The 19,001-nt window shown below is 64.9% G+C and carries 17 protein-coding genes; 7 read left to right on the top strand and 10 right to left on the bottom strand.

Annotated elements, in window-relative coordinates; all coding sequences use genetic code 11:
* Positions 1–15: 15 nt before the first annotated feature.
* Complete coding sequence (locus FHT32_RS27585; RefSeq protein ID WP_176667754.1) at positions 16–2,118, bottom strand: NACHT domain-containing NTPase; 2,103 nt, start codon at positions 2,116–2,118, stop codon at positions 16–18.
* 689 nt (positions 2,119–2,807) lie between these two features.
* Here FHT32_RS27585 and FHT32_RS27580 point away from each other — a divergent pair.
* Genes FHT32_RS27580 through FHT32_RS27570 form a run of 3 tightly spaced genes read left to right on the top strand, consistent with a single transcriptional unit; the run spans position 2,808 to position 5,785 of the window.
* Complete coding sequence (locus FHT32_RS27580; protein WP_176667753.1) at positions 2,808–3,395, top strand: TRAP transporter small permease; 588 nt, start codon at positions 2,808–2,810, stop codon at positions 3,393–3,395.
* Entirely contained in the window at positions 3,392–4,690 is a 1,299-nt protein-coding gene (locus tag FHT32_RS27575) for a TRAP transporter large permease (protein ID WP_176667752.1), read from the top strand. Before FHT32_RS27580 ends, FHT32_RS27575 begins: the two co-directional genes overlap by 4 nt.
* A 57-nt stretch (positions 4,691–4,747) precedes the next feature.
* Positions 4,748–5,785, top strand: coding sequence for a DctP family TRAP transporter solute-binding subunit (locus FHT32_RS27570; RefSeq protein ID WP_176667751.1), 1,038 nt, complete (start codon positions 4,748–4,750; stop codon positions 5,783–5,785).
* 22 nt (positions 5,786–5,807) lie between these two features.
* On the opposite strand, the gene FHT32_RS27565 is transcribed toward FHT32_RS27570, so the two are convergent.
* The gene (locus FHT32_RS27565; RefSeq protein WP_176667750.1) at positions 5,808–6,773 is read right to left on the bottom strand and encodes a GlxA family transcriptional regulator; all 966 of its coding nucleotides are present in this window, start codon (positions 6,771–6,773) and stop codon (positions 5,808–5,810) included.
* A 37-nt stretch (positions 6,774–6,810) separates the two neighbouring features.
* Here FHT32_RS27565 and FHT32_RS27560 point away from each other — a divergent pair, with 37 nt between their 5' ends.
* The 3 genes from FHT32_RS27560 (at position 6,811) to FHT32_RS27550 (ending at position 9,515) form a co-directional block, all read left to right on the top strand.
* Positions 6,811–7,347 (top strand): tautomerase family protein, encoded by a 537-nt coding sequence (locus tag FHT32_RS27560; protein ID WP_256099185.1) that lies wholly within the window; start codon positions 6,811–6,813, stop codon positions 7,345–7,347.
* An 18-nt stretch (positions 7,348–7,365) separates the two neighbouring features.
* Positions 7,366–8,211 (top strand): dienelactone hydrolase family protein, encoded by an 846-nt coding sequence (locus FHT32_RS27555; RefSeq protein WP_176667749.1) that lies wholly within the window; start codon positions 7,366–7,368, stop codon positions 8,209–8,211.
* Positions 8,212–8,435: 224 nt separating this feature from the next.
* Positions 8,436–9,515 (top strand): nucleoside hydrolase, encoded by a 1,080-nt coding sequence (locus FHT32_RS27550; RefSeq protein ID WP_256099184.1) that lies wholly within the window; start codon positions 8,436–8,438, stop codon positions 9,513–9,515.
* A 33-nt stretch (positions 9,516–9,548) separates the two neighbouring features.
* Here the strand turns inward: FHT32_RS27550 and FHT32_RS27545 are convergent, their stop codons facing one another.
* A complete protein-coding gene (locus FHT32_RS27545) occupies positions 9,549–10,523 on the bottom strand; it encodes a tripartite tricarboxylate transporter substrate binding protein (RefSeq protein ID WP_176667748.1) in 975 nt (324 codons plus the stop codon).
* Between the two features lie 522 nt (positions 10,524–11,045).
* Between FHT32_RS27545 and FHT32_RS27540 the strand changes: the two genes are divergently transcribed.
* On the top strand, positions 11,046–11,552 hold the full coding sequence (locus FHT32_RS27540) for a hypothetical protein (RefSeq protein ID WP_176667747.1): 507 nt from the start codon (positions 11,046–11,048) through the stop codon (positions 11,550–11,552).
* 20 nt (positions 11,553–11,572) lie between these two features.
* Here FHT32_RS27540 and FHT32_RS27535 read toward each other — a convergent pair whose 3' ends face one another.
* The 7 genes from FHT32_RS27535 to FHT32_RS27505 form a co-directional block, all read right to left on the bottom strand.
* Positions 11,573–13,441 carry a DUF1963 domain-containing protein gene (locus FHT32_RS27535; protein WP_176667746.1) on the bottom strand — a complete coding sequence of 623 codons (1,869 nt, stop codon included), beginning with the start codon at positions 13,439–13,441 and terminating at the stop codon, positions 11,573–11,575.
* 64 nt (positions 13,442–13,505) lie between these two features.
* Positions 13,506–13,949, bottom strand: a complete 444-nt coding sequence (locus FHT32_RS27530; protein WP_176667745.1) for a surface-adhesin E family protein — start codon at positions 13,947–13,949, stop codon at positions 13,506–13,508.
* A 137-nt stretch (positions 13,950–14,086) separates the two neighbouring features.
* On the bottom strand, positions 14,087–14,824 hold the full coding sequence (locus FHT32_RS27525; RefSeq protein ID WP_125948202.1) for an amino acid ABC transporter ATP-binding protein: 738 nt from the start codon (positions 14,822–14,824) through the stop codon (positions 14,087–14,089).
* Positions 14,825–14,864: 40 nt separating this feature from the next.
* Complete coding sequence (locus tag FHT32_RS27520) at positions 14,865–15,554, bottom strand: amino acid ABC transporter permease (protein WP_176667744.1); 690 nt, start codon at positions 15,552–15,554, stop codon at positions 14,865–14,867.
* Between the two features lies 1 nt (position 15,555).
* Complete coding sequence (locus FHT32_RS27515; protein ID WP_176667743.1) at positions 15,556–16,284, bottom strand: amino acid ABC transporter permease; 729 nt, start codon at positions 16,282–16,284, stop codon at positions 15,556–15,558.
* Between the two features lie 99 nt (positions 16,285–16,383).
* Positions 16,384–17,283 carry an amino acid ABC transporter substrate-binding protein gene (locus FHT32_RS27510; RefSeq protein ID WP_176667742.1) on the bottom strand — a complete coding sequence of 300 codons (900 nt, stop codon included), beginning with the start codon at positions 17,281–17,283 and terminating at the stop codon, positions 16,384–16,386.
* 168 nt (positions 17,284–17,451) lie between these two features.
* Positions 17,452–18,918, bottom strand: a complete 1,467-nt coding sequence (locus tag FHT32_RS27505; RefSeq protein ID WP_176667741.1) for an aspartate ammonia-lyase — start codon at positions 18,916–18,918, stop codon at positions 17,452–17,454.
* Positions 18,919–19,001: the final 83 nt, after the last annotated feature.

Here is a 19,001-nt window from a genome sequence, read left to right as displayed (position 1 = left end):
TAATTTCAGCTCGAGCTAACTGCCTCTGGCTAAACGGTCCTTGGACACTGGAACCCTGTGCTCGCGCTTGATGTCCCACAACGTTGTGCCCTTCGCATCCGTATCGTCAGCGTACATGGCAGCGGCATCGCCATGATGAGCGAGGATCGACATTGCACGAATCTTTCCTACGGGGAGGCCCTTTGTAGCCACTCTGTAGACGTCGATCACATAGGTACGGTTTGCGCTACTTTTTCCGCTGTGCAGCAGTTCCAGATCAGGAAACTCCAACGCCTGACTGTTGTCACTTGAACGTACGCGAGCCAAGCTCGAGTAGATTCCGTCCGTGTCCGATAGCCAGTACAGCTCCCGCTCGTCAATTGCGGCATGCAGGATCTCTCGGTTGTAGAGGATGTCGCAAAGCAGTTCCAGCTCGTACAGGTCAACAACTGCCCAGTCACGTTTCTTCGCATCGGAGCCCAGAAGCGAATACCTATCACAGTGGTAAATCCACCGCTCGTCCCGATCCAGTATCTCGTGTGTGTCTTGTATCTGCCAGACAAGCCCATCGGCAAAGTCATACGCACGTAGCACGGTCATGCGTTGCACGACGTGAGCGACGGCGATGCGCCAAGCGTTCGGGAATTTGCTTCGCTTGCCCGTTGTGTTCCGATCCGACAAGGCCTTCTTTGCCCAGCTTGCATCGATCCTCGTGGAGGGTTCGTGGCGATCGACAACCGGGAAGAGGCCGGTTTCGCGAAAGTCCATCTCAAGCAGGCGAAGAGCCGAAGCATCGTCTGCGTGAGTCGATGTACCCCAGCTCAAAAACAGATCGCACATCATGTCAGTCCACTTCACGTTCAGGCAACGCTGAGCGCCTTCTATGAAGGATTCAACAAAGAAGAACTCGAGGATCGACCTATGCGCAAACTTGAATAGCCCATCAGCGTCTCTGTTCAGCAGCGAACGCGAAGTCAGCTTCCACCCCTCCACTGGTACATCTTGCACGTCGGCAAGCTTCATCAACTGCGCCTTCGAGATCCTCTCGCCACCGCGCGCCTTGCGCTGCAAGACCAGTTCCACGGCAATAGCTTTCGATAGCTTACGCAGCGTGCCTTGCGCAATCCAGCTGCTTTCGCGATCGATCCACTGATCGACCATGAAGGCATACAGGTCCCACAGGCTGTGTGCTTCGCGGTCAGATTTCGCCAGCTTCGGAATCAAAGCGGTCAGCATCGGTCTCGCCGCGAGATCGGAAACGTCGGCGACGATGCGACGAGCTTTTTTTCGCTGATCGAGCTTCCACCAAGGGATCGCGTTTCGCACGTATCGGTCGATCTGCTTCCTGTCAAAAGGCTCAAGGTAAACGGTACGCCATTGATATCCAACCGGCTCCCCAGCCCTGCGGGCAGCGAGCCGCCTTAGACCTGTTTGCTGCGGGATCTCGCGATCGGAGGCGAAGAACTGCGTTCGGCATGTCATGAGCACCTTCTTGAAAGCCGAAGCCGCGCTCATGATTTCTGTCATGCGCGCGCTTGCATCTTCAATCGCGCGCGGGTCCTCATCGAAGGCGTCTAGGAGCAATATAGTTTCGCGCTTCGCAGGAATGGCGCGCAAGGCATCAAGGGCACCTGGTTCGCCCAGCGGGATCAGAGCAAAACGGCGTGCACTTGCGCGGCGCCGTTGCTCTCGCGAAACCAAGTTCAACAATAGAGTCGTCTTCCCCATTCCCGAGTCGCCCAGGATAAGAATGTGACGGTTGTCATCGGCATCAAGTTCTCGATCCAGGGCGGCGAGCACGGCCTCACGCACTGCCACCGTGTTGCGCAGGTCTTCGCGGTCGCTTGGGTCCACGTTGGAGCAGTAGGGCTCTAAATAGTCCTGCGTCGCTGCCAGGAAATCCTGCGGCTGAAACCATTTCAGCCGCGCCTCCTCATCCTGGAAGGCCTGCGCTTTCGCGGCATGCTTCTTGAGCAAGTATTGCCTAACCCCTGTTACGCCACGGACCACACCAAACAGCGTGCCCAGCAATCCAACAATACCAACTGCCATCGGCCACCACGGTGTATTGCTGAGCGTTTGATACCAGCCAACCGCCACCATGAGCCATTGTTGAAGGATCGCGATCAATTGGTTCATGCTCAATGCCTGGCCGCGCAATGGTCGAAAGATTGCTTTGGTGAAATGGCGTAGATGCTATCAGCGCCACTCCAACTCTCACGGAGTGATCACGCGTTGACATCTCCTGACAGAGGTAGCAAGTCCTTTGAAGCCCGTCTTTTCAAGTTCGTTTGCCGCTCCGATTCAGGGCATCTTCGGCTGGTTGATAAGTTCGTCTCGAACAATCGTGAGCCGACCGGCCGTTTCCCAAGAAGTCGTACAGCCAGTTTGGGTCATTTCGTTCGCTCGCTTTGCGGGTCCGCCTTCTAGAACAGCCCTTCGGGCTGTTGCTTCGCCGGCCCCATCTCTCACGAAAGCTCAGTGGCAAGCCCCGCACGTCCATTTGCAATCCACCGAAGCCACCCCCAAACCTCCCAGCCGCACTCCCGTGCACAGGGCGCCGGGTACTCCCCGCAGCGAAATAAAGGAGGAGGCCGAAGGCCGGGGGACATTCGCGGAGGGGAGTCCCCCCGGCGGCCTGTGCACACGCCCCGAAAGCCGCTCCAAGGGAGCCAGCCGCAAGCCGAGCGGCTAAGGAAACCCCCGATACATGAATGGTCATGGACCCCCTAGCATCGGTAACAGTTTCCCTGTCGAGGTGTACGGAACGCGTCCCGGCGTCCGCCCGGTGACATGGCGTTCGTGCGTGCCTCACTGACCATCCTGCGATGACAACTCCAACCGAGTCCGGCCCCACGCTGGACGCCGCCAGCCCCATTCCCCCCGACATCGAAGCCGCAGACGAACCGACCAAGGTTCCCCTTGCCATCGAGGACTGGCTCACGGTCATCATCATGGGCGCGCTGGCGCTCATCACGTTTGCCAACGTCATCGTCCGCTACTTCACCGATTCTTCCTTCGCCTGGACGGAAGAGTTCTCGGTGTTCCTGATGATCATGCTGGCGCTGGTGGCCGGCTCGGCTGCGGTGGCGCGCGACCGGCACATTCGCATCGAGTACTTCTCCGAAAGCGGCTCGATGGCGCGGCGCAAGCGGCTGGCGCAGTTCGGCGCGCTGATGATCGCGGTGCTCTTCACGCTCATCGGCGCGCTCAGCATCCGCATGGTGTGGGACGACTACCGCTTCGAGGAGACGACGCCCGGCATCGGCCTGCCCTCGTGGTGGTATTCGATCTGGCTGCCCATCGTGTCCTTCGGCATCGCGCTGCGGGCCATAGGCCTCATGATCCGCCGCGGACGCGAGACGACGCACGGCGACGCTGACGACAACAACAACAGCAAGGGCAGCGCATCGTGATCGCCACCCTGCTCTTCGTTGCCTTCGTCGTGATGATGCTGGTGGGCGTGCCCATCGGCGCCGCGCTGGGCCTGGCGGGCGCCGCCTGCATCGCGCTGGCCAACAGCGACGCCCAGTGGTTCGGCCTGCTGGCCGTGCCGCAGAACTTCTATGCCGGCCTGGGCAAATATCCGCTGCTGGCCATTCCGATGTTCGTGCTGGTCGGCTCCATCTTCGACCGCTCGGGCGTGGCGCTGCGGCTGGTGAACTTTGCCATTGCCATCGTGGGGCGCGGCCCGGGCATGCTGCCGCTGGTGGCGATTGCGGTGGCGATGTTCCTCGGTGGCATCTCGGGCTCGGGCCCGGCCAATGCGGCTGCAGTGGGCGCGGTGATGATCGCGGCCATGTCGCGCGCGGGCTACCCCGCGGCCTACTCGGCCAGCGTGGTGGGCGCGGCGGCGGCCACCGACATCCTCATTCCGCCTTCGGTCGCCTTCATCGTCTACTCGGTGCTGGTGCCCGGCGCCTCGGTGCCCGCGCTGTTCGCGGCAGGCATGGTGCCCGGCGTGATGGCCGGCCTGGCGCTGATGATTCCGGCCGTTTGGCTCGCCCGCAAGCACAAGATGGGCGCGCTCGAAGCCACGCTGCCGCGCCCGCCCTTCTGGAAGAGCTTTCGCGAAGCGACCTGGGGGCTGGCTGCGCCGGTGCTCATTCTGGGCGGCATGCGCGCGGGCTGGTTCACGCCGACCGAGGCGGCGGTGGTGGCGGTGTTCTACGGCCTCTTCGTGGGCATGTGCATCCACCGGACCATCAAGGTGCGCGACCTGTTCGTGATCTTGCGCGAGTCGGGCGAGCTCTCTGCGGTGATCTTGCTGGTGGTGTCGCTGGCGGGCATCTTCGCGTACTCGCTCTCGACGCTGGGCGTGATCGACCCGGTCACGCGCGCCATCGTGAACTCGGGGCTGGGCGAGTACGGCATCCTGGCGCTGCTGATCTTGCTGCTCATCACCGTGGGCATGTTCCTCGACGGCGTGTCGATCTTCCTGATCTTCGTGCCGCTGCTGCTGCCCATCGTGCAGTACTACAAGTGGGACCCGGTGTGGTTCGGCGTGATCCTCACGCTGAAGGTGGCGCTGGGCCAGTTCACGCCGCCGCTGGCGGTCAACCTCATGGTGTCGTGCCGCATCGCGAAGGTGCGCATGGAAGAGACCGTGCGCTGGGTGGGCTGGATGCTGTTCTCGATGTTCGTGGTGATGGTGCTGGTCATCGTCTTCCCCGAACTGGCGCTCTGGCTGCCGCGCAAGCTCGGCTACTGATTTCCTTGTTTCTTTCGTCCGTCCCGTCGCAGAACCATTATTAGGAGAGCCTTGATCATGAAATTCCGCCGCACCCTGCTCGGCCTCGCCGCCACAGCCGTCGCCCTCGGCATGTTCTCGTCCGGCGCCATGGCGCAGGCCGCCTACAAGCCCGAATACAAGATGTCGCTGGTGCTGGGCCCGCCCACGCCGTGGGGCCAGGCCGGGAAGATCTGGGCCGACCTGGTGAAGGAGCGCACGCAGGGCCGCATCAACATCAAGCTGTACCCGGGTGTGTCGCTGATCCAGGGCGACCAGACGCGCGAGTTCAGCGCGTTGCGCCAGGGCGTGATCGACATGGCCGTGGGCTCGACCATCAACTGGTCGCCGCAGGTCAAGCAGCTCAACCTGTTCTCCATGCCCTTCCTGATGCCCGACTACGCGGCCATCGACGCGCTCACGCAGGGCGAGGTCGGCAAGGAGATGTTCAAGACGCTCGACAAGGCCGGCGTGGTGCCGCTCGCATGGGGCGAGAACGGCTTCCGCGAGATCACCAACTCGAAGAAGCCGATCAAGTCGCCGGCCGACATCAAGGGCATGAAGATCCGCGTGGTGGGCTCGCCCATCTACTCCGACATGTTCACCGCGCTGGGCGCCAACCCCACGCAGATGAGCTGGGCCGACGCGCAGCCCGCGCTGGCCAGCGGCGCTGTCGATGGCCAGGAGAACCCGCTCTTCCTGTTCACGGTGCTCAAGATGCAGACGGTGGGCCAGAAGTTCGTGACCACCTGGGGCTACGTGGCCGACCCGCTGGTGTTCGTGGTCAACAAGGAAATCTGGGCCTCGTGGACGCCGGCCGACCAGGCCATCGTGCGCCAGGCCGCCATCGACGCGGGCAAGGAAGAGATCGCCATCGCACGCAAGGGCCTGGTGGAGGCCGACAAGCCGGTGCTGAAGGACATCGCCGGCATGGGCGTGACCGTGACCAGCCTCACGCCGGCCGAGCGCGCCGAGTTCGTGAAGGCGACGCGGCCGGTGTACGACAAGTGGAAGTCGACCATCGGCGCCGATCTGGTGGCGAAGGCCGAGCAGGCGATCGCTGCACGCAAGAAGTAATGGCGATAGCTGCCGCGCCTGCTCAGGCGCGGTAGCGGCTGGGGTTCGCTCCGGCCACCTTCTTCATCAGGCGCCGCAGTGCCGTGGCGTCTTGATACCCCACCGCCCCCGCCACCTGCTCGACCGTCATGCGGCTGGATTCGAGCAGCGCGCGGGCGCGCCGCAGCCTCACGCTCTGCACCAGCGCCTGGGTGCTCTTGCCGGTGGCCTTGTGGATGTGGCGCGAGAGCGTGCGCTCCGACATGCAGAACTCGCGCGCCAGTTCGCTCACTGCAGGCGCCTCGGGTAATGCCGATTCGACCCGCGCCGCGAGCCGCGCCACCAGATCGTTGCCGCTGGCCAGCACCTCCGCTGCGATAAACGGCGCCTGCGCCTGGCGGCCGTCGATCAGCAGCATGCGCGAGACCAGATCGGTGAGCGCGCTGCCGCAACGCTCGCGCAGCAGGTGCAGCATCAGGTCGGTCTGCGCGAAGGCGGCGCCCGCGGTGACGACGGGGCCGTCGGAGCACACCATGCGGTCGGCATCGACGGTGCAGCCGGGCGCCATGCGTGCAAGCAGCGGGGCGTACCACCATGAGATCGTTGCGCGCCGGCCCTGCAGCAGGCCGGCGGCGTTGAGCAGGAACACGGCCGAGCACGAGGCGGCGACCTGGCCGCCTGACTTGGCGTGACGCGCGAGGGCGGCGATGGCCTTGGCTGCTTCGTCGCTTTCGAGGCATCGGCGGATCTCGCCGGGGGTGTTGAGGCCGAGCCCCGGTACTACCCAGGTGGAGCGATCGTCGCGCGGGCGCACGGGCAGGCGCGTGGTGTCGAGGCTCATGCCGGCGCGCAGTTGCACCGGTCCGCCATGAACCGAGCACAGCCGCCAGCGAGGCGGCGCGACGCCTGCGCGGGCGGCCATCGCTTCAGCTGCGGCGAGGATGTCCATCGTGACTGCGACGCTGGAGTTGAAGGCGCCGGGCAGCACCAGCACGGTGAAGTCATGCATCTGGAGGGTTGGCCGATAAAGCCTGAAAGGAGTCGAATTGGACACTGCCATTCTGTCGACGCCGAACGTCCAATACAAGCTTCGCAGCTCCTCAGGCCACATCCGCATGCCCACCATCCTCGTGAAGATTCCCCATGGCTCGTTTCCAGGCGAGAGCCGCGCCCTGCTGGTCCGCAAGATCAACGAAGCGGCTGCTGCAGCCGAACAGATGCCCGATGAGCCTCGTGCACGAGCCATGTGCTGGGTGTTGGTCGAGGAAGCCGCCCCCGGCACCTGGACCTGCGGCGGTGCGGACGTGACGGCGAAGCTGCTGCCCTGCACCGTGCTCGCGTACCTGCCGGCCGGCGTGCTCGACGACGCATCGCGCGCGCTCTTCGTCGCGGGCGTTCACACTGCATTCGAGGAAGCACTGCCGGCGGACGACGGGCGTCGGCTCGCCACCTCCGTGGTGATGAACGAAGTGCCCGCCGGCGCATGGGGCGTGGGCGGCAAGGTCTGGCACCTGCCCGACTTCGCTCGCAGCGCGGGCTATGCGCATCTGCAGCATCTGGTCGATGCGGCACAGGTCAACTGAACACCGGAGGAAAAACTCATGGCACAACAGCAGCAACGCCCCCTGACCGAAGACGACCCGCTCGACGACTTCACCGCGCGCCAGATCACGCTCGACGGCATCGAGAAGAAGGTCTACGTCATGGGCCGGGGCCCGGCCGTGATCGTGATGACCGAGATGCCCGGCATCAGCCCGCACGTGGCGCGCTTCGCACGGTGGGTGCGCGATGCGGGCTTCACCGTCTACATGCCGTCGCTCTTCGGCCGCGACGGCGCCGTGCCCGGTGCGGAGGAAGGCATCGCGGTGTTCAAGCGCGCCTGCGTGAGCGCCGAGTTCCGCGCCTTCGCGGCCAACGAGTCGAGCCCGGTCACGCAGTGGCTGCGCGCGCTGGCGCGGCTCGCTCACGCAGAGTGCGGCGGGCCCGGTGTCGGCGCGATCGGCATGTGCTTCACCGGCAACTTCGCGCTCTCGATGATGCTGGAGCCAGCGATGCTCGCGCCGGTGATGTGCCAACCCTCGCTGCCGATGGACAAGCCAGAGGCGACGAACATGGCGCCCGAGGAACTGGCTGCAGTGCGCGAGCGGCTGGAGCGCGAGGACCTGACCGTGATGGCCTACCGCTTCGAGGGCGACAGGCATTGCAGGGCGCAGCGCTTCGCGGCCTTTCAGCAGGCGCTGGGCGACCGCTTCGTGGCGCGCGTGCTGCCCGACAGCGCGGCCAATACCCAGACGCCGCCCTTCTTCGCGCAGGTGGTGGCGAGCCCGCACAGCGTGGTGACGGCGCACCTGATCGACGAGGCGGGGCAGCCGACGGTGGCTGCGCGCGACGAGATACTGGCTTTCTTCGCTCGGCGGCTGCGGCCATCGGGCTCTGTCGGGGGCTGATCAAGCGGCGTTTTCGCAACACGGCGAATGAAACCTCTTCGCCGTGCCTTGCGCACTTTCAGTTTCGGCCTTTCGGATGCGCTAACGCCTTGGTTTGCGCAACGTTGCAGCCGCGCACGAGCGCATCGAAAATGCCATCACGATCCAGTGTCCTTGCCGCGCGATGCTCTGGCAGACTGACTCGAGAGGCGCTTCTTCCGCAGCGTCCGCAAGGAGTCTTCCCCATGCATTCCAGGCCCGCAGCACCGGCGCTGCCATCGCGCCTCGCCGCGCTCTTCCCGATTCTTTTTCTCGGACTCGTTGCCCTCTTGACCGCCAGCCTCATCGCTCCGAAAGCCCACGCCGCGGACGCCACGCCGGCCACGACGCACACGCTCATCATCGACACCGACCCCGGCGCCGACGACGTGATCGCATTGCTCTTCGCGATGGCTTCGCCCGAGCAGCTGAAGATCCAGGCGCTCACCACCGTGGCCGGCAACGTGCCGCTTGCCAAGACCTCGCGCAATGCACGCCTGGCGCGCGAGTGGGCGAAGCGGCCTGACATCGCCATCTACGCCGGCGCGCCGCGCCCGCTGCTGCGCACGCCGATCTACGCAGCCGACATCCACGGCAGCGAAGGCATCACCGGCGTGAAGGTGCATGAGCCCAGCCAGCCGCTGGCCGACGGCAACGCGGTCGACTACCTGATCCGCACGCTGCGCGCCGCGCCCGAGAAGAGCGTGACGCTCGCGATGCTCGGCCCCGAGACCAACCTCGCGCTGGCGCTCACACAGGCGCCCGACATCACGCGCGGCCTGCGCGAACTGGTGCTCATGGGCGGCGCGCACTTCAACGGCGGCAACATCACGCCCACGGCGGAGTTCAACGTGTTCGCCGATCCGCACGCGGCCGAGATCGTGCTCAAGAGCGGCGTGCCCATCACCATGCTGCCGCTGGACCTCACGCACAAGGTGCTAACGAGCCCCGAGCGCATTGCCAAGCTGCGCGGCCTGCGCAACCAGGCGGGCAGGACCGTGGCCGACATCCTCGACGCCTATGTGCAGCACGACATGCAGTACTACGGCCTGCCCGGCGGGCCGGTGCACGACGCAACAGTGGTCGCCTACCTGCTGCAGCCCTCGCTCTTCAGGGGCCGCAAGGTCAACGTGGAAGTCGACAGCCGCGAAGGGCTGGGCTTCGGGCAGACGGTGGTCGACTGGTACGGCGGATTGAAGAAGCCGGCCAACGTCAACTGGATCGCTGAAGGCGATGCGCAGGGGTTCTTCGATCTGTTGACGCAGAGGATTTCGCGGTTGCCTTGAGCTGCATTGCGCGGGCTCGATGAATCATCGGATTCAGTTTGCGGTGATCTTGCGGTCCCGCACGATCGCACTCCATTTGGCGTCCTCTTTTTTCATGAAGTCGCTGAGTTCGGCACGGGTGGTTGGCTGAGGTGTCAAGCCGTGCTTGTTCAATGCCTCCTTCACGCCAGGGTCGGCCAGTACCTTGACGATGGCATGGTTCCAGCGATCCAGGAGAGCCGCCGGTGTCTTGCCTGGTGCCACGAAGGCGTACCAATTGAGGGCTTCGAAGCCGGGATAGCCCGATTCCGCCACCGTCGGGATGTTGGGCATGTAGGCCGGACGGGTCAGGCCCGTGCTGGCGAGCGGAATCAGATTGCCGGCCTCGATCTGCGGCAATGCAGTGGGCGGCGCCGAAAAATACGAGGCGATGCGCTGGCCCAGCAAGTCCTGCAGGGCCGGGGCGCCGCCCTTGTAAGGCACGTGCACCATGTCGATGCCGGCTCGCTGGTTGAACAGCTCCCCGGCCAAATGGGATGCGGAGCCGGCACCGGTCGAGGCGAAGTCGACGCTGCCGGGTTTCTTCTTCGACAGGGCCACGAACTCCGCCAAGGTCTTCACACCCAGGCCCTTGTGCACCACCAGCACATTGGGAAAGTTGACGCCACCGGAAACCGCGGCCAGATCCTTGAACGGGTCGTAGCTCACCTTCATCACATGCGGTGCAATGGTCAACGGTCCAATGGAACCGAGCAACAGCATCGACCCGTCGGCGGGGCCGTTGGCCACGAATTGGTGAGCGATGTTGCCGCCGGCACCCGCCTTGTTGTCGACGATCACCGTCTGGCCGATGTCTTCGCCGAGCTTCCTGGCGATCAGGCGTGCAGCGGCGTCGGCCGCGCCGCCCGGTGCGAAACCGACCACCAGGGTGACAGGCTTCTTCGGCGGGAAGTCCTGGGCATGCGCATGCCCTGCCAGGAAAAGGGTGGCGGCCAGGGCCGTGACGTGCAGAAATTTTCGCTTTTTCATCGGAGTCTTCTCGGGTTGTCGTATGGGTGATCGGGTCCGTGCCGGGGCCGACAGGGTTTGGCGAGCGCTTTTCGAGGGCATCACGCGGCACGCGGCACTACGGAAGACTCCGTGGGCGAACTTGCCGCAGGGCATGGGGCGAGCAGTGCCATCGCGGCACCCAGATGGAGGCAAAGCATCAGGGCCAGGCCACTGGAGCGGGGCCTGCCAGCGCTGTTTCCCGGGGCAGGCCTCGACAAGCACGCCCCGTGGCCCGCCGCCGCCTGCGACCAGGACATCGACATCTTCATCGCTCACTTGTTGTCTCCTTGTTGGGGAGGAGACTGTAGGCAGGCTGCCCTTCAGGCGACAGGCCGGATCGGGCAACAGGTGTTCAGTTTTCGAGAAGACTTGCGCCTGCCCGGTGGCTCCGGTGCGCGACGCCACCGTGAACTGGATCGCGGAAAGCGATGCGGAAGGGGGCGGGGTACAGTCTTGCGGATGCACAGACTGGCCTCAACCGTCCTTGCCGCACTCGCACTCATGAGCTCCATCCCGCCCGCCCAAGCCGCTCGCCCTGCTGCCGGCCAGGAAGTCGACGAATCGCGTTCGATCGCGCTTCCGGGGGAGCTTCCCCGACCGTGCATCGCCGTGCCCGGCGGACCGGCCACGGTGCTGCTTCCGCGTCGCGAACTGGAGCAGATGGCCGCCGCTGCGCCGACCGCATGGACCACCGAGGCCGAGCGCCAGGCGCTCATCCAGGGACGACGAGCCGCCGCGCTGCTGAAGGCGGCGGGTGACGGATCGACTGCCGATGCCAACGGTTGCCAGGCGCTGCAGGGCCCTGCCGATTCCGACGCCCAGCATCTGGTCGCGGACTTCCTGGAGCGGGGTATCGCATCCGTCCTGCTCTCCGGCAAGGCTCAGCCCCGGATCACGGTCCGCTACCTCGGCTTGAAGTGCGGGCCGACCTGCGGCAGAGGCGACATCCTGTTCCTTGTGCCGGGCGAGCCGGGGCCGTTCTTCGTGGTGTCGTGGTGGGTGTCGTGACCGCCGACCGGGCAGCAGCCTCAGCTGCTCTCCAGGCTCCAGTGCACGCGGGAGAAATCGCCTAGCGCCAGGTCCTTCTCGTGGATGCTGACGGTGAAGGTGCCCGCATCCCAGAAGCAGAAGCCCGGGTTGCCGTCGGAGCACAGCGTCAGCAGGTTGACCCACTCCGCGGGCAGCCCGCCCTTCTCGCGCGATGCCTGCTCCTGCGGGTTCTCGTGCTGGGTGAAGACGTGGGCGTTCATCAGGTGCGCGGCGTTGCGGCGCTCGCCGTCGCCGGCCAGCTCGGCTTCGAGTGCCCAGTAGGCTTCCTGCAGCTTGTCGTCCCTGTCGATCTCCATCAGTACGACGTCGTCACCGAGCAGACGACCGCCGCCGGCGTTGTAGAGATTCGGCAACGACACCGTGATGTCGACGCTGGTCTTGTAGCCCTCGTACGCATCGGACACGCTGCAGCCGTCGGCGAACTCGGCGTCTTCCGGCCACGCGTGCGGGCGCAGCGCATCGGCCGGCGCATCGGAATGCAGCACGCGCACGCCGTCGCCTTGCTCCTGGCCTTCGCCGAAGAAATAGAGGCGGCCCGAGCGCGGCAGCCACGATTGCAGCGGCGCGATGTCGGCCAGGTCGATCTGCGCGTAGAAGCGCCAGGGCTTCCCGTCGGTCGCGGGGTAGTCGATGCCGGGCGGCAGATCGGGCCTGCCGTCGATGCGGGTGTTGCCCAGGCTTGCGTAGTCTTCGGGCTCCACGGTGCGCAGGCGCAGCGCCTGGCGCGCATGGCGCAGGAGTGCGTCTTCGTAGCGCTGGAGGCCGTGCCGCGCCAGGGCCTCGCCCAGCAGCGCCACGTGCCGCTGGCTGCTGCGGGCCATGAAGGCCTCGCGATCCACCGCGGCCTCGACCTCGGGGCGATAGCGGATGTCGCGGAACAAGGCCTCGTTCTTCCTTTCGATGTCGACCTTCTCGATGTTCCTCAACGTGGCCGGCAGCGACTCGAAGGGGTTCTTGTTGATGCTCAGGCGCGTGAGGGCCGGCAGGTTGCCTACGGACTCGGGCAAGGTCGTGAGCCGGTTTCCGTCGAGCAGCAGGCGCTGCAGGCGCACGAGCCGCGAGATGCTGTCGGGCAATGCCTCGATGCTGCAGTGCCCGAGAGAGAGCACTTCCAGCGATTCGAGCGCGCCCAGGCCCTCGGGGAGGCGTGAGAAGACGGGGCTGCGCAGGTACAGCTCGCGAAGCCGGGTCAGCGTGCAGAAGGATTCCGGAAACTCGGTGGCCGAGTTCGCCGTGTCGGTGCCCCACGAATGCTGCAGCGACAGGTGCTCGAGCCGGGTGAAGCGCAGCAGTTCTTCGCGCCAGCGGCCGTCCCAATCGCGGATGAACAGCCGGCGCACGCGCTCGGGCGGAGCGGCCATCGCCTCCTCGAAGCTGCCGTAGGTGTAGGGGCGCAGCTCGACCTCTCCCGGTGGGCAATGCCACACCACGTGCACCGGCACGCCCTGCGCGTCCGTCTCGTAGTCGTGCCGCAGCAGGCCCTGCAATTCGATGCGGTCGGGGCGCAGGTCGATCTCGCCGAAGAAGCGCGTGCCGAAGGCAAAGCCGTTTTCCCAGAGAGCAAAGAAGCCGTTCGTCGGCTGGTTCTGGAGGTAGCGGATGTGCCGCCGGGGCGTGTCGTGGTTGTCGTAGAAATGGAAGGTCGAGGACCGGAACGAAGGTGCGATCCGGCCTGCGGCGGGGTTGTCTGAGCCCTCCGGATCGAAGGGCGGCATGTGCCGCGACTTGTCGTAGCCGACGGGCCGGGCCTTGAGGTGGAAGGACATGCCGCCGTCCTCGAACGCGACCTCCGTCTCGGGGTCGAACTCGAACGCGCACTTGCCGATCTGGAACTTGTTGCTGGACACGAGGGCTCCGCGGGGAAACTGGCCGCAGAGCCTATCAGCACAGCAGGCGCGGCGGCGCTAACTATCAGCGCGCCTGCGCACACACCTGCTTGAACACGATCCCGCTCACCGTGGTGGGCCCGCCGACGGCCTTCCATTCGGTGTGCCGGCTGAGGTCGATGTCGTGCACCTCCAGCGGCCCGTTGTGGCTCACGACGCGGCGCGCCTTCTCACGCCCGCCCTTGCAGTCGTAGTCGTAGAGATAGCGCGAGGTGCGGTACGGCGTCTTGCCCACGTCGGTCTGCAGTTCGTCGTAGCGGTAGAGCGTCCAGGCTTCCACCATGCCGTCGTGCGGCCGGATGGAATCGCGCTGCAGCAGCACCTTCTTGCGGGGCGTCGATGCGATCTCGGTCCAGTTCTCGGCGGACTGTGCCGGCAACGCCGCCAGCAGGGCCGCCGCCGCGCAGGCCGTTGCAACGAGGCGGCACACCGCCGTGGTGCGATGCAAGGGTCGATGGGGGTGTTTCATTCTTTTCTCCTCCGTGTGCAGCATAGCTCCGTGCTTCGGCCGCGAGTTGAAACCGGACATCCGCACGCAGAGGAGGCGAAGAAAAAGGGCCATGCCGTCGCCAGCATGGCCCCTTGTCGCTCGTGCAGCGCAGCCGATCAGTGCTGCAGGATCTTGTTCAGGAAGTCCTTGGTGCGCGGCTGGCGGTTTTCCGGGTGGCCGAAGAACTCGTCCTTCGAGCAGTCTTCCAGGATGCGGCCGCCCACGTCGATGAAGATCACGCGGCTGGCGACCTTGCGGGCGAAGCCCATTTCGTGCGTGACCACCATCATGGTCATGCCTTCCTTGGCCAGGTTCACCATCACGTCGAGCACTTCGCCGACCATCTCGGGGTCGAGCGCCGAGGTGGGTTCGTCGAACAGCATGACGATGGGGTCCATCGACAGCGCGCGGGCGATGGCCACGCGCTGCTGCTGGCCGCCGGAGAGCTGCCCCGGGAACTTGTCCTTGTGCGCCATCAGGCCCACGCGGTCGAGCATCTTCAGGCCGCGGGTCTTGGCTTCGTCGGGCGAGCGGCCGAGCACCTTGATCTGGGCGATGGTGAGGTTCTCGGTCACCGACAGGTGCGGGAACAGCTCGAAGTGCTGGAACACCATGCCGACCTTGGAGCGCAGCTTGGGCAGGTTGGTCTTGGGGTCGTGCAGCGGGATGCCGTTGACGGTGATCTCGCCCTTCTGGAAGGGCTCGAGCGCGTTCACGGTCTTGATGAGCGTGGACTTGCCGGAACCCGACGGGCCGCACACCACCACCACGTCGCCCTTGGCGATGTTCACGGAGCAGTCGTTGAGCACCTGCACCGGGCCGTACCACTTCGATACGTTCTTGATTTCGATCATTTTTTCGGACATTTCTTTCTCCGGTTAGCCACTCAAACTGTCAGCGGATGATGGCGATCTTCTTGTGCAGGCGCTTGACCAGCCAAGAAAGGGCATAGCACATGACGAAGTAGACGACGGCTGCGAGCAGGTAGGCCTCGATCGGGCGGCCGAAGTTCTTGCCGGCGGTCTCGAAGCCCTTGAGCATGTCGTAGGCGCCGATGGCGTAGACCAGCGAGGTATCCTGGAACAGGATGATGGTCTGCGTGAGCAGCACGGGCAGCATGTTGCGGAAGGCCTGCGGCAGCACCACCAGGCGCATGTTCTGGCCGTAGGTCATGCCCACGGCCTGGCCGGCGTTGACCTGGCCGCGCGGGATCGACTGTATGCCCGCGCGCATGATCTCGCTGAAATAGGCGGCCTCGAACGCGACGAAGGTGATCACCGCCGAGATCTCGGAACGGTAGTTGGAGCCCACCGAGCCGAACAGCGAATAGAACGACGCCGGCACCAGCAGGAAGAACCACAGGATCACCATCACCAGCGGGATGCTTCGCATGCCGTTGACGTACAGGGCCGCGGGCGCATCGAGCCACTTCTTGCCCGACAGGCGCATGAGCGCCAGCAGGGTGCCGAAGATCACGCCGCCGATCGTGGCCACCACCGTCAGCGTGACGCTGAAGTAGAAGCCCTTGACGACGAAGTTGCTGATGACGTCCCAGTTGTAGAAGGACAGGTCGAGATTCATCATTTCAGTGTCCTCCGCCACCGCCGGCCGAGACGATGAAGCCCGGCACGCGGGTCTTCTTCTCGATGAACGCCATGAGGCGGTTGATGATGAGCGCCGAGACCACGTAGCACGCCGTCACCGCAAGGTAGACCTCGATGCCGCGCGAGGTTTCTTCCTGCGCCTGCATCGCGAACATGGTGAGTTCGGCGACCGACACGGCAAACGCGACGGACGAGTTCTTGAAGATGTTCATCGTCTCGCTCGTGAGCGGCGGGATGATGATGCGGTAAGCCATCGGCAGGATCACGTAGCGGTAGTACTGCGCGGTGGTGAAGCCCACCGCCATGCCCGCATAGCGCTGGCCCTTGGGCAGCGCCTGGATGCCCGAGCGCACCTGCTCGGCGATACGCGCCGAGGTGAAGAAGCCCAGCGCCAGCACCACGAGGATGAAGCTCGGCACGCCCTTCATGACGGGAATGAGCGCCGGGATCACGTGGTACCAGAGGAAGATCTGCACCAGCAGCGGAATGTTGCGGAACAGCTCCACCCAGGCATTGCCCAGCCGCACCAGCCACGGGCTGTCGGGCAGCGTGCGGATGATGCCGATCAGCGAGCCCAGCACCAGTGCCACCACCAGCGCCAGCAGCGCGACCGACACGGTCCAGCCCCACGCCGAGAGCATCCATTGCAGGTAGCTCGGATATTCCCCCCCGGGGTCCTGCAGGAAAACCTGCCAATCCCAGTTGCCCATTTGTCTTTACTCCTTCTTCACCGTCTCTTGCGAAAGCCAGTCCCTTGAAAAGAAACGCCCACCGCGAAAGGTGGGCGTCATCACGCAGCGACGCCGCGCTTATTCCTTGGTGACGTACTCTTCGGCGGGCTTGTCGTTCGGGTTGGCCCAGGCGTTCTTGGTGGCTTCACCCAGCGGCAGGCCGATGGTCACGCCAGCCGGGGGAATCGGCTTCAGGAACCACTTGTCGTACAGCTTGGCGAGTTCGCCCGACTTGGCCTGTGCCTTGATGCTGTCGTCCACGGCCTTCTTGAAGGCGGGGTCGTCCTTGCGGATCATGATGGCGATGGGTTCCACGGCCAGCACGTCGGGCAGGATCTTGTAGTCCTTGGGCGACTTCGACTTGGCGGCCAGGGCAGCCAGGATGGAGCCGTCCATCACGAAGGCGTCGGCGCGGCCGGTTTCGAGCAGCAGGAAGCTGTCGGAGTGGTCCTTGCCGTAGACCTCCTTGAAGGTCAGGTTCTCGGCGCGCTTCTGCTTGCGCACGGTCTGCAGCGGCGTGGTGCCGGTGGTGGTTGCAACCGTCTTGTCCTTCAGGTCGGCCAGCGAGTTGATGCCCGAGTTGGCCTTGACGACGATCTTGGTTTCTTCGACGTAGGTGGTCACGCCGAAGGCCACGTCCTTCTGGCGGGTGGCGTTGTTGGTGGTGGAGCCGCACTCGATGTCCACGGTGCCGTTCTGCACGAGCGGAATGCGGTTCTGCGAGGTCACGGGCTGGTACTTGACTTCGAGCTTCTTGCCGGCGGCCTTCTCGAGGTCCTTGATGATGTTGGCGCAGACGTCGTAGTGGAAGCCGGTGTATTGGCCATTGCCCAGCGTGTACGACAGACCGGAAGATTCACGCACGCCTTCGGTGATGACGCCCGAAGCCTTAATCTTGGCCAGCGTGTCGTTGGCCTGCGCCATCGCGCCGCCAGCGGCCAGTGCCGCAACCGCCAATGCCAATACTTGTTTTTTCATGAGGAAAACTCCTGAGGGTGACTGAAACAGATACAACTAAATTCTAGACACTCGCATTTTGCGTGATACCCGGACCAACCCGGTGCATACACACACAGCCTGCACCGGCCATGCGCATCTCAGCGCCAGCATGGTGCGATCCTGCCTCCTGGCATTGTCCGATTTTCACTAAGCAGCCTTTGTGCCCGGATTGTTGACCGTCGGCTCGGCCGCTGCCGGCACCGGTGCCGTCGACAGGCGCACCGGCTGCGTGAGGTTCTCGGGCACCAGCAGCGCGTCCATCTCGGCGCGGGTCATGATGCCCAGCGATTCGGCCACGAGGTCGATCGGCCCGCCGGTGGCCAGCGCGGTCTTGGCGATGAGCGCGGCCTTCTCGTAGCCGATGAGCGGGTTGAGCGCCGTGACCAGCGTGACCGACTCCCGCACCCGCTTCGCCAGGAATTCGCGGTTCGCCTCGATGCCCTCGACGCAGTTGTGCTGCAGCGTGGTGCAGGCCCGGCTCAGGTGCTGGATGCTCTTGAACAGGCTCCAGCCCATGATCGGCTCGAAGGCGTTGAGCTGCAACTGGCCGGCTTCGGACGCCAGCGTCACGGTGATGTCGTTGCCGATGACCTCGAAGGCCACCTGGTTCATGACTTCCGGGATCACCGGGTTCACCTTGCCCGGCATGATCGACGAGCCCGCCTGCCGCGCCGGCAGCCTGATCTCGCCGAAGCCGGCCTGGGGGCCGCTGGAGAGCAGGCGCAGGTCGTTGCAGGTCTTGCTGAGCTTGGTCGCCACGCGCTTGAGCACGCCCGACAGCTGCACGAAGGCGCCCGTGTCCTGCGTGGCCTCGATGAGGTTGGCCGCCTGCTTCAGCGGCACGCCGGTCTGCTCGGCGAGGTACTGGCAGGCGAGGTTGGCGTAGCCGTGCGGCGCGTTGATGCCGGTGCCGATGGCGGTGGCGCCGAGGTTGATTTCCTCGATGAGCGCACGTGCCTCGCGCAGGCGGGCCTCGTCCTCCTCGATCATGATTGCGTAGGTCAGGAACTCCTGGCCCAGGGTCATGGGCACCGCGTCCTGCAGCTGGGTGCGGCCGATCTTGAGGATGTCCTTGAACTCCAGCGCCTTGGCCTCGAAGGCGCGGCGCAGCGAAGCCATCGACTCCAGCAGCCGGCCGATGGCGAACCACAGCGCCAGGCGCACCGCCGTGGGGTACACGTCGTTGGTGCTCTGCGAGGCGTTGACGTGGTCGTTGGGGTGGAGCACGTCGTAGCGCGCCTTCTCGTGGCCCAGTTTTTCCAGCGCGAGGTTGCAGATGACCTCGTTGGCGTTCATGTTGGTCGAGGTGCCGGCGCCGCCCTGGATGACGTCGACCACGAACTCGTCGAGCAGCTTGCCGTCGACGATGTCGTCGCAGGCCAGGATGATGGCCGCGGCGCGGTCGCGGTCGATGGCGCCGAGGTCGGCGTTGGCCCGGGTGGCGGCCTTCTTCACGTAGGCCAGCGCGCGCACCAGGTCGGGCATGGCCGAGATGCGGGTGCCGGAGATGGGGAAATTCTCGACCGCGCGCGCCGTGTGCACGCCCCAGTAGGCAATGGCGGGGATCTGCTTCTCGCCGAGGAAGTCGTGTTCCGTCCTGAAGTTGGAGCTCATCTGCGGTTCCTCGGCTTAAAAAAAAGCACGCGTAGGGCGCGTGCCGTGGGTTGGGGGCGTGACAGCGAAAAGCAGCCGCGACT

Source organism: Variovorax sp. SG517, assembly GCF_013376045.1.
GTDB lineage: Bacteria > Pseudomonadota > Gammaproteobacteria > Burkholderiales > Burkholderiaceae_C > Variovorax.
The sequence above is the reverse complement of the archived record's forward strand: the minus strand, read 5'-3'. Positions and strand labels throughout refer to the sequence as shown.